This window comes from Nostoc sp. GT001 (genome assembly GCF_030382115.1).
In the GTDB taxonomy this organism is placed as follows: Bacteria; Cyanobacteriota; Cyanobacteriia; order Cyanobacteriales; family Nostocaceae; genus Nostoc.
The window spans coordinates 1,738,540-1,753,692 of record NZ_JAUDRJ010000003.1; the positions used below are offsets into that span (position 1 = coordinate 1,738,540).

The 15,153-nt window shown below is 41.1% G+C and carries 14 protein-coding genes; 7 read left to right on the plus strand and 7 right to left on the minus strand.

What is annotated here, in order from left to right:
- Window positions 1-35: 35 nt before the first annotated feature.
- The 4 genes from QUD05_RS10320 to cas8a1 all read left to right on the plus strand — a co-directional run bounded on the left by QUD05_RS10320 (window position 36) and on the right by cas8a1 (window position 3,131).
- Entirely contained in the window at window positions 36-176 is a 141-nt protein-coding gene (locus tag QUD05_RS10320; protein ID WP_289795950.1) for a hypothetical protein, read from the plus strand.
- A complete protein-coding gene (locus tag QUD05_RS10325) occupies window positions 169-1,116 on the plus strand; it encodes a TnsD family Tn7-like transposition protein (protein ID WP_289795951.1) in 948 nt (315 codons plus the stop codon). The genes QUD05_RS10320 and QUD05_RS10325 overlap by 8 nt, the downstream gene beginning before the upstream one ends.
- A gap of 175 nt (window positions 1,117-1,291) precedes the next feature.
- Window positions 1,292-1,993, plus strand: coding sequence for a type I-MYXAN CRISPR-associated protein Cas6/Cmx6 (gene cas6 / locus QUD05_RS10330; RefSeq protein ID WP_289795952.1), 702 nt, complete (start codon window positions 1,292-1,294; stop codon window positions 1,991-1,993).
- 58 nt (window positions 1,994-2,051) lie between these two features.
- Complete coding sequence (gene cas8a1 / locus QUD05_RS10335; RefSeq protein ID WP_289795953.1) at window positions 2,052-3,131, plus strand: type I-MYXAN CRISPR-associated Cas8a1/Cmx1; 1,080 nt, start codon at window positions 2,052-2,054, stop codon at window positions 3,129-3,131.
- 554 nt (window positions 3,132-3,685) lie between these two features.
- On the opposite strand, the gene QUD05_RS10340 is transcribed toward cas8a1, so the two are convergent.
- Window positions 3,686-3,832, minus strand: coding sequence for a hypothetical protein (locus QUD05_RS10340; RefSeq protein ID WP_289795954.1), 147 nt, complete (start codon window positions 3,830-3,832; stop codon window positions 3,686-3,688).
- The gene (locus QUD05_RS10345; RefSeq protein ID WP_289795955.1) at window positions 3,829-4,068 is read right to left on the minus strand and encodes a hypothetical protein; all 240 of its coding nucleotides are present in this window, start codon (window positions 4,066-4,068) and stop codon (window positions 3,829-3,831) included. The genes QUD05_RS10340 and QUD05_RS10345 overlap by 4 nt, the downstream gene beginning before the upstream one ends.
- A gap of 278 nt (window positions 4,069-4,346) precedes the next feature.
- Between QUD05_RS10345 and QUD05_RS10350 the strand changes: the two genes are divergently transcribed.
- Window positions 4,347-6,248: a TnsD family Tn7-like transposition protein gene (locus tag QUD05_RS10350; protein WP_289795956.1), complete on the plus strand. Its 1,902-nt coding sequence runs from the start codon at window positions 4,347-4,349 to the stop codon at window positions 6,246-6,248.
- 103 nt (window positions 6,249-6,351) lie between these two features.
- Here the strand turns inward: QUD05_RS10350 and QUD05_RS10355 are convergent, their stop codons facing one another.
- Window positions 6,352-6,654: a hypothetical protein gene (locus QUD05_RS10355; RefSeq protein WP_289795957.1), complete on the minus strand. Its 303-nt coding sequence runs from the start codon at window positions 6,652-6,654 to the stop codon at window positions 6,352-6,354.
- A gap of 196 nt (window positions 6,655-6,850) precedes the next feature.
- Here QUD05_RS10355 and QUD05_RS10360 point away from each other — a divergent pair, with 196 nt between their 5' ends.
- Window positions 6,851-7,108 (plus strand): hypothetical protein, encoded by a 258-nt coding sequence (locus QUD05_RS10360; RefSeq protein WP_289795958.1) that lies wholly within the window; start codon window positions 6,851-6,853, stop codon window positions 7,106-7,108.
- Window positions 7,109-7,385: 277 nt separating this feature from the next.
- Here QUD05_RS10360 and QUD05_RS10365 read toward each other — a convergent pair whose 3' ends face one another.
- Both QUD05_RS10365 and QUD05_RS10370 read right to left on the minus strand, forming a co-directional pair.
- Window positions 7,386-10,709: a Swt1 family HEPN domain-containing protein gene (locus QUD05_RS10365; protein WP_289795959.1), complete on the minus strand. Its 3,324-nt coding sequence runs from the start codon at window positions 10,707-10,709 to the stop codon at window positions 7,386-7,388.
- Between the two features lie 127 nt (window positions 10,710-10,836).
- Window positions 10,837-13,644 (minus strand): DUF1156 domain-containing protein, encoded by a 2,808-nt coding sequence (locus tag QUD05_RS10370; RefSeq protein ID WP_289795960.1) that lies wholly within the window; start codon window positions 13,642-13,644, stop codon window positions 10,837-10,839.
- A gap of 255 nt (window positions 13,645-13,899) precedes the next feature.
- Between QUD05_RS10370 and QUD05_RS10375 the strand changes: the two genes are divergently transcribed.
- A complete protein-coding gene (locus tag QUD05_RS10375; RefSeq protein ID WP_289795961.1) occupies window positions 13,900-14,247 on the plus strand; it encodes a helix-turn-helix domain-containing protein in 348 nt (115 codons plus the stop codon).
- A 189-nt stretch (window positions 14,248-14,436) separates the two neighbouring features.
- Here QUD05_RS10375 and QUD05_RS10380 read toward each other — a convergent pair whose 3' ends face one another.
- On the minus strand, window positions 14,437-14,823 hold the full coding sequence (locus QUD05_RS10380) for a type II toxin-antitoxin system VapC family toxin (protein WP_289795962.1): 387 nt from the start codon (window positions 14,821-14,823) through the stop codon (window positions 14,437-14,439).
- Complete coding sequence (locus QUD05_RS10385) at window positions 14,823-15,101, minus strand: hypothetical protein (RefSeq protein ID WP_163928202.1); 279 nt, start codon at window positions 15,099-15,101, stop codon at window positions 14,823-14,825. Before QUD05_RS10385 ends, QUD05_RS10380 begins: the two co-directional genes overlap by 1 nt.
- Window positions 15,102-15,153: the final 52 nt, after the last annotated feature.

Here is a 15,153-nt window from a genome sequence, read left to right on the forward strand (position 1 = left end):
TTAAGATAAGTAAAAAGAAAGCTAAGTTGAAGCCGATGTACGTAGAAAATGACATTCGACGCACTGTTGAAAATGCACAAAAAGAGAAAAAATCTGCACATGAAGCTTTAACATTGGCAGGTATAATCAAAGATCCAGTAGAAAATTTTATAAATATTTCGCTTCTTGATGCTTAGTTTCTTCCCAACTCTTTATCCAGATGAACTTTTGTATAGTGCTTTGGCTAGATACCACATTCGCAGTGGTAACAGAATTTTTAAGCAAACCGACTTAGAGCTATTCGGTTATAGTTCTCAACAAGTTTGCAAGGTCACTTTAACTAATCACTTAAATTATTTAGTTAAAAACTTGCCTTTACGTTCCCAGCAAACAGTCGGTAATTTACTGCAAAATCATACTTTATACCCTTTTTATGCAACTTTTTTAACACCACAAGAAGTTTGGTTATTAAAAGACTCAATGAGTAAAAAACTTAGTGGTTCTATTTTAGAGCTTGCTAAGGTGGCTAATGGTTCTAGTGGTGAGTCAAAAAAATTTTTAAAATTTTGTCCTGAATGTTTAGAACAAGATACACATCAATATGGTGAGCCTTACTGGCATAGAACACATCAAGTACCTGGCATATTAGTTTGTCCAACTCATGGTGTCTTTTTGTGCAATAGTTCTGTCACAATTGAATCGAAAGGCATACATTATTATGCTGCGAGCTTAGATAATTGTTTAACAGTTACTGGTTTAAAAAGTTTGACAAACCAGGCTTTAAAAACACTCTTCACACTGGCAAATGATATTAACTTGCTGATTCATGGTAATTTTGCCTTTAAAGGCTTGGCTTGGCTTCGCGCTCAGTACCAGCATTACTTAATCAGTAAAGGGCTATTGCAAATTTTTCCTGCTGGGAAGTTTAAATTTGACGAATATGGTTTTTCAAAGCTTATATTTGATTTTTATGGTCAAGAATCTTTAGAAGCTCTCAATCCAAAGTTAACCCAACATCAAGGTAAATATTTCTCCCATTGCTTGCTTGGATGTGACTTAAATCCAGCAATTGACCGGATCACCCATATCTTGATGATAAAATATTTAGCAAATTCTATAGAACTATTTTTCCTATAGCAAAAGTTCACATATACTTTTTAAATATATTTAATATAAAACAATAAAAAGTTACTAAAAATTATCATGTTTGCTTGTCGTTTTAAAGTAATCTCACATTAATCACTAAGGTAGCCTAAGTAATAATTTAGTTGCCTCAAATATCGTGTATCTGCTTAAAGATAGGGTGGGAAAGATGATTATTGATTGCAGGTTACCTACGCAGATTTCTCCAGAGTCACCTTTAAATCTAATAAAGCAAAGAAAGCTTTTAACGTCTGAGTTACCATACATAGATTTAATTTTTAACTTGGTTGGTGAGACAGTACCTGTCGACCACGGCTATGAGCTATTTTCTGCGATCGCCCACTTTGAACCTGAACTTCATAAGTTAAATACAGTTGGAATTCATACTATTGCAGGTATTCCCAAGGAAGGCGTAATTCAGCTAACTAAAAATTCTAGGCTTCGGATTCGGCTACCAGTAGATCAAGTGCGTTTGGTTTATCCGTTAGCAGGTAAGTCGCTGAAAATTGCCAGGCATACAATTCGCTTAGGAATTCCTGAAATTTATTTGCTTGAGCCTGCTGAGAGACTGCGATCGCGTATAGTGATTATCCAGGGTTATCAAGAACCGGAGTCGTTTTTAGCAGCAGCACAGCGTCAGTTAGAACAACTGGGTATCCAGGGGAAAGCCTTTATTACCAAAAATACTGATGGTAGCCCAAAACGTAGAAGTATCAAAATCAAGCGCTTTACTGTTGTGGGTTTTGGGTTAGAAATCATTAATCTCAACGATGAAGATTCGCTAACATTGCTAAGATATGGCATTGGGGGAAAACGTAAGATGGGCTGTGGCGTTTTTGTGCCTGTGAAGAGAAAGGGAAACGCAAGTTAAAGCTGGTTTTAACTACTACCCAATATAAGTTTGAGAGTATTTCCCAGAAATAAATAAGATGTCCGTAGTAGCTAGTGTTGTCAACCCCAAAATTCAGTTAAATTTGGGCGACCCAAGCATAACTTGGATGCATCGTGCTGGCATAGCAGGACTGTGGATGACGCTTAGGCAACTAGAAAAACTATACCCAATACCTGCGGAACGACCTGGTAATTTAACTTGGTTGCTGACTCCTCGCAGCATCAGTATTGAATGGCAAGGGCAGGATTTCGTAGTTTTAGACTGGCTGCTAAAGCAATCCTTTCAGATTAATAAAGAAGGTCTAATTTCGCTGACAGGCTTAAATACGCATTCAATCAATATTGAAACCCAAATTAATATTCACTTGGGAATAACAGGAACGTTTCTCCAACATAACCAGGTTTTTAAATTTGACGGCGGTAAATCCTGGTCATTAATAGTTGATGGTATAGAAATCGATGTCGAGTATAAAAAAGCAGTTTCCTATGCTCATCAACATTTTGCTAAACAACTCTGTGATAAACAAGGTCAATTATTAGGACAATTAATTGGTGTAGCAGGGTGGCTATATCCGGGATCTGTAGTTCGTCATGTCGCTTTTACAAAAGAAACTAGGTTTGAAGAGAAACCACAATTGGCTTTTGCTCTTTTATATGCTCTTGTTGCTTGCCACTATTTTGTTTTGCGATCGCATACCAAACCGGAACATACACAATATGCCCTAGTTATACCTGAAGTGGTTGACTTAGAAATTTATGCCCAGGAATACTGGAATTTGAGAAACTTAGATTACAAGGATTTCAATGTATCTAGCTTAGGAGACGCTGCGTTAAGATACCTTACTTACGAAACAATTATAGAATTGGCTATACCCGATCAAGTAAAACGATGCCAAGTAATATTATTTGGAACGGTAGTTTGGTCAAAGCAGCAAAAAACTCGCATAGAAATAGCAGTGGTAGAAGCGACTGAAATAATAGATTTTATCTATAAGCTTAGTCGAATTTATTTTCCAGAGTACCAAATTATTCAGTATAAAAATAAAAATTTTATCATTAGCAATATTGGCCCATTAAATTTTGCAAATTTAGTGCCTCCTAATGACAGGTGCTTGTAAGATTATCTAGAAGACTTGATGGATTAAGATTGTTTAGCCATCGCCGTTCTTTAACATTAGATGTCGTCAAACGTTGAGCAGTATGGCGAAGATAAATCCCCGTTCGCGCAAGCACTGTTCTTTAACATTAGATGTCGTCAGACGTTGAGCAGGCGTGGCTGCGTCCGGTTAATTCTCCGGTTTTGACTGTTCTTTAACATTAGATGTCGTCAGACGTTGAGCAGTCGAAGGCTGCAATCTAGATGGCACGCTTAATGACGAGTTCTTTAACATTAGATGTCGTCAGACGTTGAGCAGTCGCACATTTCCCATATCAAGGTTGGCTTAAAGTCGTTCTTTAACATTAGATGTCGTCAGACGTTGAGCAGTAGGGCGACGCATTGCGGTTGCTCCAGCCAAAGGAGTTCTTTAACATTAGATGTCGTCAGACGTTGAGCAGCCAATGGATAGAAGCCTCTACCCAGCTAATTGGGAGTTCTTTAACATTAGATATCGTCAGACGTTAAGCAAGATTCTGTTGCTCTTGCCATAACTTATACTTCAATAAACCTCTCTCAACCCTGTTGATGCAAAATTTTTGCACGGATTTGTTCCCATTGCTCAATCTGCTTCTGTAGTTGCAATTTGCGATCGCCCTCAACTGCACAAAGACCAGTAAACAAACCCTGACCGTTCAACTGATCGCTGTAAATAGCAATCAATTCAGCCAGTGCTTTTTTATAGCTTCCATCTCCTCCTCAGTGAAGGAATTTACATCTAGGCAAATCAGTCGTCTGCCAATTCTCTCTACAAGCTCCGACCTGCTTATATCAAAATTGGAAGCGATCGCATCTAATCCTTCAATACCAGTGGGAGTAAGGGCTAGGTTAACCCTTTTCTTCACCTCATCGTACATCTCTGGTACGTCTTTTTGTCCTTTCTGCCCTTTCTTTCCCATTAGTACCCAGCTATTACACACCTCCTAAATCATAGTCAACAGCAAGCACTACAGGTAGATTCTATAAATTGCTCAAAGATATTTAGTTATTGTGTAGTACCTGAATTATTGCTAATATAGGCGTTGTGTAATACCTAAAATTTTGATGATAGAGGACAAAAATCCTCATAATTTTGTTGACTGTGCAGAGAAAGGTGTGGAAGGCGATTGCCACAAACTTGAAACACTTTGGAATTTACAAAAATATTCTTTTCAGGTTTCAACATGAGAAAAAATCTATGCTTGGCTTTTTCCCAGCCCCTTATCCAGATGAAATTTTATACAGTATCTTGGCTCGCTACCACATTAGGAGTGGTAACACAAGTCCAAAAATAACTCTAGGAGAGCTATTTAATTTTCAAGATGTAATAGCTACTGTTGACTTACCTTCTAACCTTAATTCGTTGATTGAGAATCTACAATTTATCTCGAATTATCAAGTAAAAGATTTGATATATAAATATACCCTTTATCCTTTCTACAGTGTTTTTCTGCCACCGAAAAGAGCCAGTCAGGTGATGGAGTCTATGAAAGCAGATTTCGGAGGAGATATTCACACCAGAACCGGAATTATGGCGAGTTCGTTGAAGATGCCGAGGTATCTGCGATTTTGCCCAAAATGTTTGGAAGAAGATTTGCAAAACTATGGGGAGTCCTATTGGCATAGACTACATCAAACACCAGGGGTTCTAGTTTGCCCAGTTCATGGTGTGACTTTGCAAGATAGCACAATTCCTATGCAAGGTTTTAACAGGCATGAATACTATGCTGCAAGCCAAGAAAACTGTCCTGTTGTACCGATACAACAGACTTACAGTCAAGAGACTTTAAAAAAGTTGCGACTGCTGGCTCAAGATATTTCATGGTTGATAAATAATAATCTTTTCTCTAGAGAACTAGAGTGGTTTCAAAGAAAATATATAGCTTTATTGATTGAAAAAGATTTTGCAACGGCAACTGGGCGAGTAAACCAGAAGAGACTACTAGATAATTTCTTATTCTTTTATGGTGCTGAAGTGCTTGAGGCTGTTAACTCGATGGTGAATTACGAAAATGAGCAAAACTGGCTATTCAGCATTGTCAGGAAGCATAGAAAGTCATTCCACCCCATCAGACACCTACTCCTAATTAGATTTCTGACGAATTCTATCGAGGAGTTTTTCAACACGGATTACGAGTATAAGCCTTTTGGTGAAGGCCCTTGGCTATGTCTAAATGCTGCGGTAGACCATTACCTCAAGCCAGTAATAACTAATCTTGTTGTCACTCACTGTTTGGATAATAAAAAGCCATTAGGTATTTTTTCTTGTTCCTGTGGCATGGTTTATTGTAGAACTGGCCCTGATAAAACTGATGAAGACAAGCTACGAATTGGCAAAGTCTTGACTTACGGTCAATTTTGGGAGCAGAAGCTAAAACAACTGGTAGAAATTCAAAGATTAGGTCTACGAGAGACAGCAAGACAGCTCAATGTCGATCCCAGAACAGTAAACCGCTATACTGCCATACTTAAGCTAAAAACTTTTTGGAAATCTTCACAGGAAAATCGGCTAGTAGACTTACAGGAAGTTTTAGATTCAAATCTAAATTTAACCAGCGATCACAAGATAAAATACAGGGAAGCTTGGAAAGCTTTACAAAAGCAGTACCCAGAGGCATCGAAAACTACTCTCAGGGCATTAGCTAAGGCAACCTATATTTGGCTATATAGAAACGATAAAGAGTGGCTCAACAAAAATTCGCCTTCTTTAAAAGTGCCTCTCCCTTGCATCGGTAAAGTTGACTGGGTAGAAAGAGACAAGCAAGTTCTCGAAAAGGTAAAAAATGCTGTGCGATCGCTTCTGAGTGCAGAAAAACCCGCAAGAATAACTATTGGCAAGATAGGCAAAGCTATTGGCTTACTGGCACTACTCGAAAAACATTTGTCAGAAATGCCAGTGACTAAGGTTTATTTAGAATCAGTGACAGAAACTGTAGAAGATTTTCAGATTAGGCGTATTAAGTGGGCAATTCAGCGGCTTGATGATTGCGGAGAAGAAATTCAGCCTTGGAAGGTAATTAGACTTGCTGCGCTACGAGAAAATTGCTCACAGAGAGTAAAAGCAGCTCTAGAAAATGAGCTTTATAAACAACTAGATTAAGTTAATAACGCTTTTTTGATAATACTTCTGTTGATCAAAAGTTCCAAAAAATAAAGAGACGTGAATTTAACACGTCTCTATGTGATGGTAAGAATATTGAGTTCTAAGCTACATCTGCAACCAGTAAGCCGTTGACAGCAACAATCAAAAGCAGTGCTGAATCAGAAGTATCACAGCAGTGTTTTTTATCGCTATTACAGGGTTGTGCTACCCATTTGCTTTCAAGATTCTGGTAAAAAGTTCCCAGAAGTTGGGAACCGTTCCAAACTCGATACAGTTCTCCCAAATCATCTGGTACTGAGTCAATTTCAATTTCTGGTGCTACTGCGTCAGCTAAATGGTCAACATATTCCTCAAACTCTGCTTGAGCCGAGGCTTGGTTGTCAAACTCATCTTGTACAATCATCTGAGTAACCTCATTGATGGGGTTTAACAAAAGGCGATCGCAATCTTTGGACGGAGGGCGATCGCCTTTGTCTTGTTACTATATTGTAGTTACTTGTCATTACCAAAACAAGAGCGTTACTACAAAATTTTCAAAATTCGCCACAATTAGGGTAAATAGAGTTATTACAGATTGAAAGTTTTCAGCAGAAAGTAATATGGCAAAGCGGCAGACAACAAAATTGAGCAATCAGATTATTGTCAGAATGGATGATGAGACAAAGGAAGCTTTTATGAATAAAGCTAAGGCTGAAGGCAAGACAGCCTCAGAATTGATCATGGGATGGATTCGTTCTTACATGGCTGAAGAACTCCAAGGAACTCCAGACTTAGCCAAAATGCAAGCGGACTTGGAGAATCTAAAACAACAAGTTGCTACACTCCAAAATGAATACTTGGGAAAATTAGCAGCCTGAGAGAAGAGAACGATTCTCTCAGGCTATGGATAGATCAAATTATCAGTTCTGCCCCTAAGAACCCAAAAAACCCGTCAGATGCCTGACGGGTTTAGTTTTGTTAAGGAGATTAACTATGGGAAGATATTTGGTTACTACGTGTAATAAATAAGTAGTAACTATTATTAAGACTGCGATTGCCCTCAAATCCGTTAACCCACAAAACTTTCCCTTACTTCGTTGGGTGTGACTTAATGCTTTACCTCATTACTATCTAACAAGTTTATCTACCTCAACTTTATTCTTGTTCAAATCCATGATTACTAAATTTGAGAACCCGACAATTCTCGCTGACTGTGCGAATCACGTTCTCTGGCACTCCTTCAGGGACAGTGACCTGAAGTTCTAAGGTGATTTCTACTTCAGCATCTACTAAACTACTGAGGTGTTGAATAACCTCGTCTGCTATCTGTCCTATGTCACGTCTTAGCCGCAATGCGTCCAATTTGACTGAACCATAGAAACGTTTTGGTGGAACTATGACAGCAGAGGAAGCATTATCTGTTATTACAATGTCAATAGTTTTTTCTTTTTCAATCTTGTAGCTTCCTGTTTTTTCTTTAAATCCTGGTGGAGTCAGTGGTGGAGTTACTTTAGCAGCAGCATCTGCCTCAATTTGGCGTTGCGCTACTTCTGGCTTAACTATCAGATTTTGACTACTAAGGGTTACGGTAATGTGTTCAGCTGCTTTCAAACCAAGATAACGTCCTTTGGATTCATCCCAGCCTGTGGCATAAGCAAAGTTTTCATTCCACAGTAACGCTGCAACTCCTTCTGCGATCGCTTGTAATAGCACTTGTTGATTTTTGATGCGTGGCAGGTAAAGGTAGTACGCTAAGTACTCCCATAACTTCTTAAGGTCGAGGTGGTTTACATCGCGCCAGAGATAAGGGTCAAGAGCTTCCAAGCGCAGGCGACTAGCAGCATAGTTAGCAATCAAATGTTCTTCATGAACAGCTTTGCGACTTGCTTGCACAATAGGAGAGTCTTGCTTTTGCAATCGGATTTCTTGCCATTCAATCTGTCCTTGGGGATCGGGTTGCATCGGCACTAACAACCAGATGTAAGCTTCCTGAATTAAACTTTTTACATCTTTGTCAGTTTGCTGTTGTTTAGTCGTCGCCTGATTGCTTTGAAAAACATCTAAGTTTAAGGCTTCTTTATCTCGAATAATCGAATTCCAGGCGAGGTACTGGCAAACAGATTGTTCTAATAGCTCCAGTTTTGCCTTGTCTGGTGCCAGGAACAGCAACATATTTTTGCAGTACCGAGGACTGGCTCCCTTTTGGTTTAGTATTTCTTCGGCTCTGGTGCGGGCTTGGGTTTCGCTTTCCTTATTTTTATGGGGATGTTGTGGCCCCATGACAACCAGCCTTACGGCCATTTCATCAGGAACATCTGCCGAAGAGTCGGGAGCAATATGTACTCCAGCAAACTCACCGCGCTGCTTATCAGCCTTTAATCGGAGAATGATTTCATCCCAAACTTTATCCTGATCCTGCTGGATTTGCTCGGCTCGGTCTTGGGCAAGTCTGGTGACACTAGGCTGAGTTGAGAACCAGTAACGAGTGCTATCGACATAAAGATGTGTGGACTGGTCGGTAAGTCGGCGCAAAGCATCGCCAAAAGTTGCTGCACTTTCCCCTGGTTGAACACACCCTAACTTGATCCGATGATCTTCTACACCGCGATTGGCTGCTCTTAGAGTAGGAGCAGAACCAAGGTAAATCGTCCGGGCAACGCGGCGACAGGCAGAGTAACGTCCCAAATTCGGGTTTTGGCGATCGCACGCTAATGGTAGAGAATTATATCCATCTACATCTTTTTCAATCACTGGCACCCAGTTATCTTCCAGGTAGCGAGTCAATTCTGTTTGTACCTGTCCGTCATCCATTGGCACGCTGGCAGGCATGATTAACAAACTCTTGTCCTGTCCTTCCCAAAGTGAATGAATCACCTTTGCCATCAGTCGCAGCACACCCCGCGTGCGTTGGAATTTGTCGAGAGTTGACCAGTCATTATAAAGTCGGTCAAACAGTTCTGGATGGATAGGATAGGCATTTTCTAGCCGTCGTTTGTAACTAGCTTCTCGGCACTCACTAGGAAACTCCTGAGATTGGTTTTGGTACATTTCTGCAAAGGCACGGATGATGGCATCACGGGCAATAAAGCCACTTTCTTCGGTGATGGGTTGAAACAGTCGCCGCCGCACAATTTCAAAGCTTTCATCGGCAGTTGCTGGTCGCCAAGGAGATTCGACTCTGCCAATAGCATTTTTGAGTCTGCTTAAGGCTGCTTTACCGCGATCGCCTCCAATCTCATTATCAGATGCAGGGATACTCACAACCAAGAGCGTTTGGTTAGCGTTTTTTGCCGACTCACTCAAAGTCTGGGCAAAGGTAAAGTGAGTGTCAAAGCTGCCCCCCGGAAGGTCGTTTATTTCGTGAAGCTGTCGGGCATAAGCTACCCATTCATCAATTAAAATCAGGCAGGGTGCATAGCGGTTAAACAGCAGGCGGAGGGTATCGCCAGGGTTCGTTGAAGTTTCATCTGCTTCTCGAATCATATCGTAGGCTTCTCTACCGCCCAGTTGCCAAGCTAATTCGCCCCAGAGTGTGCGGACAACTGTGCCATCTTTTTTATGTTGAGGCTGACCGGGAGAAATTTTATTTCCTACCAGTACTGCTGTGTTAACTTTTGGCGGAGGTAAAACATTTGCCGCTTCCAGCACTGGTTCCAATCCTGGTAACTTGGATGCGGGAACTCCCATGAACAGGTGGTATAGTGCCAGCATCGCGTGGGTTTTGCCGCCACCAAAGTTAGTTTGGAGTTCGATAACGGGGTCGCCTTGATTGCTAGCAAGACGTAGCAGGGCATTTGTGAGCAGTTGCTTTAGCCCTTCAGTGAGAAAAGTACGACTAAAAAACTCTGTAGGTATGCGATATTCGTCGGAACCTTCATCTAAATAAACTTGCCAGAGGTCGGCAGCAAATTCTGCTTGTTGGTAGCTACCAGAGGCAACATCTGGGTGAGGTGTAACAATTTCTCGCCAGGGTTTTAAACCGCCTACAGGATTGCCTTCTAGAGGTTGGAGAGTAGCACGACGAGTTTCACGACGGGCTTGTTCTGTAAAGCGTAGCCGCAAAAGTTCTTGTTTTTGTTTATCAACTTCATCTGCTTCTGGTGCGGAAAAAGCAGAAAGTAACCGCGATACGCTATCAAGAGCGCGATAGGCATCATCTGTAGAGAGTGGCTTGTTGTGCGCCCAAGAGTTGCGCGTATCAATTAATTCCCCAACCAAGCTTCTTTCAGCATTGCCCAGAGTCTTTTTGAACACCTCACGCCACTGATTAGACATGAGTTTCAGCAGTGCTGATTCGTCCTGCTTGAGAATTTGCTGGACATTACGTCTTAGGCTGTGGTCTTCTGGAACAAAAGGTGTAGCGGCAACTACCCACTTATCGCCATAAATGGAACGCATCTCCCTTTCCACAAAAGGATATAAGCCATCTCTCAAAAGGTCTAGCACCCTGCCAACTCGTTCGCGGTTACTTACGGACATAGATTTTTTATACTAGTTTTTCTTTTAACTCAGGGCTGCTGCCTCACGATCGCTACATCTACTCTGAGCGTTAGAGCCACCCAGAATGTGTTAATAGGCTGAGGCTAATAAAGAGAGTCGAAAATAATTAAAGTAAAGCCATTTGTAAGGGAGTCGATTCTTCGGTTTCAGCAGCGAGGCGAGAAATTTCTGGCCAGGAAATCACTAAGCTGTTGTAAGCGACACCTTCAGCAGCCCAGCCTTTTCTGTCGCAAATGTTATACAGCCGATAAGCTAATTCCCTTGCTGCTTCTCCTATGGTTCCCAGTTGAGATAGCAAATTTGCAGCACCTTGATTTCCAGCACCGTCTTGCAATTCCCGAATCATGTGCTGTGTGGCTTCCCAGACCGTGAGGCGATTATCGGTTTGGGGGTTCCAATTTTTGGCTAATTCGTCGCGGCGCAATAGTCGCACTTTACCCGCCTTGGCAGTGAGGATGCCAGCGTCTACCAAGCCTTGTACTGCTGTATTCTTAGCTTTGGAGAGGGTTTCAGCATCCCCAAATAATCCTTCATTAAAGGTATGCTGTTCAAACCAAATCAAAGCAAAACGGGTTTCAGGCTCAAATTCGCCTTCTTGTTCAGCGAGAAATTCATCTAAAGTTTGGTTAATCAGTTGCAGCGCGGTACGCACAGGCATTTCTTTGCCGTCTGATTCTAAGACTTTGCTGTAACGCGAGTAAATTTCCATACCAGGGCCGATGCTGGCTTGTGCTAAATCGACCGGGGCGATGTTGCCTTGTTGGAGTTTTTGCAGTGCATCTGGAAGTTCGCGTTTAAGAGTGTTGACAAATTGGCGGCGGGTGGTGGATGAGGCGTTTTCTGGGCGAGGACGGCATACAAGTGCAATACAAGAAGCAAGGGCATTAACTTTTGCCTTAACTCCTGTAGGGCGTTCGGTTCGCATGGGCAACGTACCAGTAATGGTAAAACCTGCTTTAATTAAGCCTTCTAGCATGGTTTCCCATCCTGTAGATGCGATCGCTGTTATACCATTTCCATCTTGTTCGTCTTCTTCATCTGTTTCCGATTGTTTGAAGGCATAGTAAATGGTCAGTGGATAATCAGAATCAGCCACTTTACGCATTTGAGCAAAAGCTTTACCTAATCCTTCTTTAAAAAATTCTTGAGCCTTTTTCTTATCACCACCAAAGCGGTAAGGAGTGGCAATTAACTCTTGTTTTTTTGGTGTGAGTAATGTGTTTAAGATATTAGGATAAATTTTTCCAAGTGAAGGACGTAGCCAAACATAGAAGAAGTCTGAGAGGTCAGCATAGCCTATATTGTCAAAATAAGGTGGATCAGTAGAGATGACAATTGGGTTTATTAATGTGTTTTCAGCACAAGCATCCTTTTGTAAAACTGATGACTTACCTTTAGCAGGCAATGATGCAATGGTCTTAGACATTGACTGAGTTGTTTCACCAAAATCACCAGCTGCTCCTGCAAATGGATTAACTTCGGGAAAATCCCAGTTCATGGGAAGAGCTTGTCGGCTAAACACATTAACACTTTGATCTCTACTTTGTGACCAAACTGCTAGTGAGCAAATTGTATTAGCACTCCGACTTACACTAAGTCCTAAATAAGTTGCAATTGCATCAGCGTAAGCTGTTGCATTAGTGCCACCCTCATCAAGCGGTAAATTATCATCAGATACCTTGGCTGCTATAGCATCAATTAGCACCTTTGTTCTTGCTTCTGTTACTAGGTCACTTAAAGTGGTTAGTGTGACCAACTGACGTAGAGTGAAGAGTTCAGCAAATGTACACATCCCGTAGTTAGGGGTTTTGAAATCTCGTGGATTGATTGGTAACTCAGCATCTGGTTTCCATTCTGGCTGTGCTGAAGCTGCAATTTCCTCATCTTCCTGGGTTGGTGAGATAAAAACCCTCTGGCGCTGACCTTCGGCCACGATCGCCATTAGTTGAGTACTCAATCGTCCCGCTTTGCCTTCTGCACGAATGTAGTCAAATGGCACAGGCGTAACACAACATATACAAATACCACCTTTACGATTAACAATTCCGTTAGGTGTTTTACCTTTACCCGTCTTCACTTGAAAACTTACAATAGGCGGGTGCTGGCTTCTATCTATAATGGGTTCTACCCAAGCTTGCTTATCTTTTTTGGTTGAAAGTGTAAAAGAACGCGTCAAAGGTATTTTGGCACCACAAGCAGGATTAGGACATTTCACCATCCTTGCCCACAACCAAGCAATAATCGTGGCCTCACCACCACCATACTCTTGTGGTAAATTCACTTTTGGATAAAGATACCCAATTCTTTTAAATGCCTCATCTCGCATCCATTTCCCGTAATAGCGTACATCTTCAGCTAAACCTTGCGCCCCAAACCATTTTTTAGTAGCTAAAGAGTTTTTTCGAGAATCAGGGTTAACCGGAGGCTGATTTGCAAACTTCGGCGGAATTTCAATCAAAGCTTTGGTAATCAAAACCGCCACTGGATTAATATCACTACCATGTGCCTCTAACCCCAATCTTTGCGCTTCCAAAGGTATGGAACCCCCACCGCAAAATGGATCTAGGACAGGTGGTGGATTGTTATTAGTTGATTTGAGAATTTCTGCTTTAGCTGCGCCTAAAACTTCCTGATTATTGATATTTTCCCACTTCACCAATTGCTCAATAATTTCAAACAGGCGTTTTCTCTCAGTATCCTGCGCCTCTTTTGTGGGAAATTTATCAGGATGACTGGATGGATCATCTACCAAAGACGAAAACAAAACTGCCCGGCAAGTTGCTAGCGGCCGCCGCGCCCACCATAAATGTAGTGTCGAAGGGTGTCCATGCCTAATTGATTTTTCTCTGGCAGACTCTTTGTTAATTGCTTCCAGTGGTAACGCGACTTCGATTAGCTTCTTGCGGTAGGTCATTCATTTTGCCAGACTGGTATTAATCGAAGCGAGTAAATGTCTGAGCAAGAAGCAGCACAAAATATTCCGAGTAAATGGACTTACGGAATATTTGCATCAAGCATTGGTAGGCTAATTAGTCTTTGTTGATTGCTGCTCGCCTAACTTAGTTACAGAGCTTCGTCCGGCAATTATAATCACGATACTTGCTGGATGGTTCAGTGATAACTCGGAGCGCACATTATCTTTAGCTAAAAGCCTGTAGTTTAAAAAACGATGACTTCTAATACAATTTCTTGGGATTCTATTCGTGATGAGGTTTTAGCAGATCCAGAGGTAAAGGCTGAATACGATGCCTTGGAGTCTGAATTCCAGCTTGCAAGACAAGTTATTGCTTTAAGGAAAGCTAGTGGCTTAAATCAACGGGATTTTGCACAATTAGTTGGCATTAAACAGCCACAGCTAGCTCGGATTGAATTTGGGAAACAGGTTCCTAAAATTGAAACCCTAGCAAAACTTGCTAGGAGTGCAGGTTACGATGTCGAGATTCGCTTTGTAGCACCCAAAGGAAAGCGATCGCACAAAGTCGAGCCTCTGAGGATTTCTGCTAAGGAGTTAGTTTAGTCCTGTGATTGCTCTCACCAAAAGTATCCCTTTTTAGTTGGATAACTAGCTATCCAATAAAGTAGGCAGACTCAAGAGCGATTACTCTGACAAAATTGCAATCGCACCAAAAAACAATTAGCAAATGAAGTAAACCTGTAGCAGTTATTTTAGAGAAAGCTAGAGTTCTGAAATTTTGGCATAGTTGAGCTACCCGACATCATCAGAGAATAATGGCACATCATAAAATTTAAACTTTTGGTCTACTGTAATTATTGTTAAACCTTCTACCAAAGCTTGAGCAATTAATATCCTATCAAAAGGATCTTTATGGTGTAGAGGCAAATCAGCAACCTTTATTCCATGTGCCAATGTCATAGACAAAACCTCAAACCGACTGAAGCGCAAAGCCTCCTCCAAATTACCAGGAGCAATTAACTTTCCTAAAGACTGTTTAATTGAAATCTCCCAAGCACTAATCGCACTGACGAAAATTAAATTTTCAGGATTAGTAATTACCTCTCGTAACCGATCGGACAATTTAGAATCATTTTCTAAAAACCACAACAAAATATGAGTATCTAACAAAAAACTCACTACTCATCCCCATAAAATGCTGCAATTACTTCTTCTGGAGTCTCATCAAAATCATCAGCAATCTTAACTTTCCCCTGCCAAAAACCCGCAACTCTTGGCTTTAAAGCATCATTTAAATCAGCTTTAGTAACTGTAGGCTCAGGTTGAGTCAAAGGCAAAACTTTTGCCAAAGGGACACCCTGATGAGTTAGGGTAACTTCAACATGATTTTGGATATCTGACAATAAATCAGCTAAATTCTCAGATAAGTCAGCAATATCAAAAGTTTTTGGTGACATTTTGCTCATGTCCTACTGATTACCACCATTATAACCAATAAAATCTACCCTC

Coding starts and splice junctions, on each gene's coding strand:
- QUD05_RS10320 (WP_289795950.1), top strand. CDS start 36: ATGTACGTAGAAAATGACATTCGACGCACTGTTGAAAATGCACAAAAA.
- QUD05_RS10350 (WP_289795956.1), top strand. CDS start 4,347: ATGCTTGGCTTTTTCCCAGCCCCTTATCCAGATGAAATTTTATACAGT.
- QUD05_RS10385 (WP_163928202.1), bottom strand. CDS start 15,101: ATGTCACCAAAAACTTTTGATATTGCTGACTTATCTGAGAATTTAGCT.
- QUD05_RS10365 (WP_289795959.1), bottom strand. CDS start 10,709: ATGTCCGTAAGTAACCGCGAACGAGTTGGCAGGGTGCTAGACCTTTTG.
- QUD05_RS10345 (WP_289795955.1), bottom strand. CDS start 4,068: ATGGGAAAGAAAGGGCAGAAAGGACAAAAAGACGTACCAGAGATGTAC.
- QUD05_RS10325 (WP_289795951.1), top strand. CDS start 169: ATGCTTAGTTTCTTCCCAACTCTTTATCCAGATGAACTTTTGTATAGT.
- cas8a1 (WP_289795953.1), top strand. CDS start 2,052: ATGTCCGTAGTAGCTAGTGTTGTCAACCCCAAAATTCAGTTAAATTTG.
- QUD05_RS10355 (WP_289795957.1), bottom strand. CDS start 6,654: ATGATTGTACAAGATGAGTTTGACAACCAAGCCTCGGCTCAAGCAGAG.
- QUD05_RS10375 (WP_289795961.1), top strand. CDS start 13,900: ATGACTTCTAATACAATTTCTTGGGATTCTATTCGTGATGAGGTTTTA.
- QUD05_RS10370 (WP_289795960.1), bottom strand. CDS start 13,644: ATGACCTACCGCAAGAAGCTAATCGAAGTCGCGTTACCACTGGAAGCA.
- cas6 (WP_289795952.1), top strand. CDS start 1,292: ATGATTATTGATTGCAGGTTACCTACGCAGATTTCTCCAGAGTCACCT.
- QUD05_RS10360 (WP_289795958.1), top strand. CDS start 6,851: ATGGCAAAGCGGCAGACAACAAAATTGAGCAATCAGATTATTGTCAGA.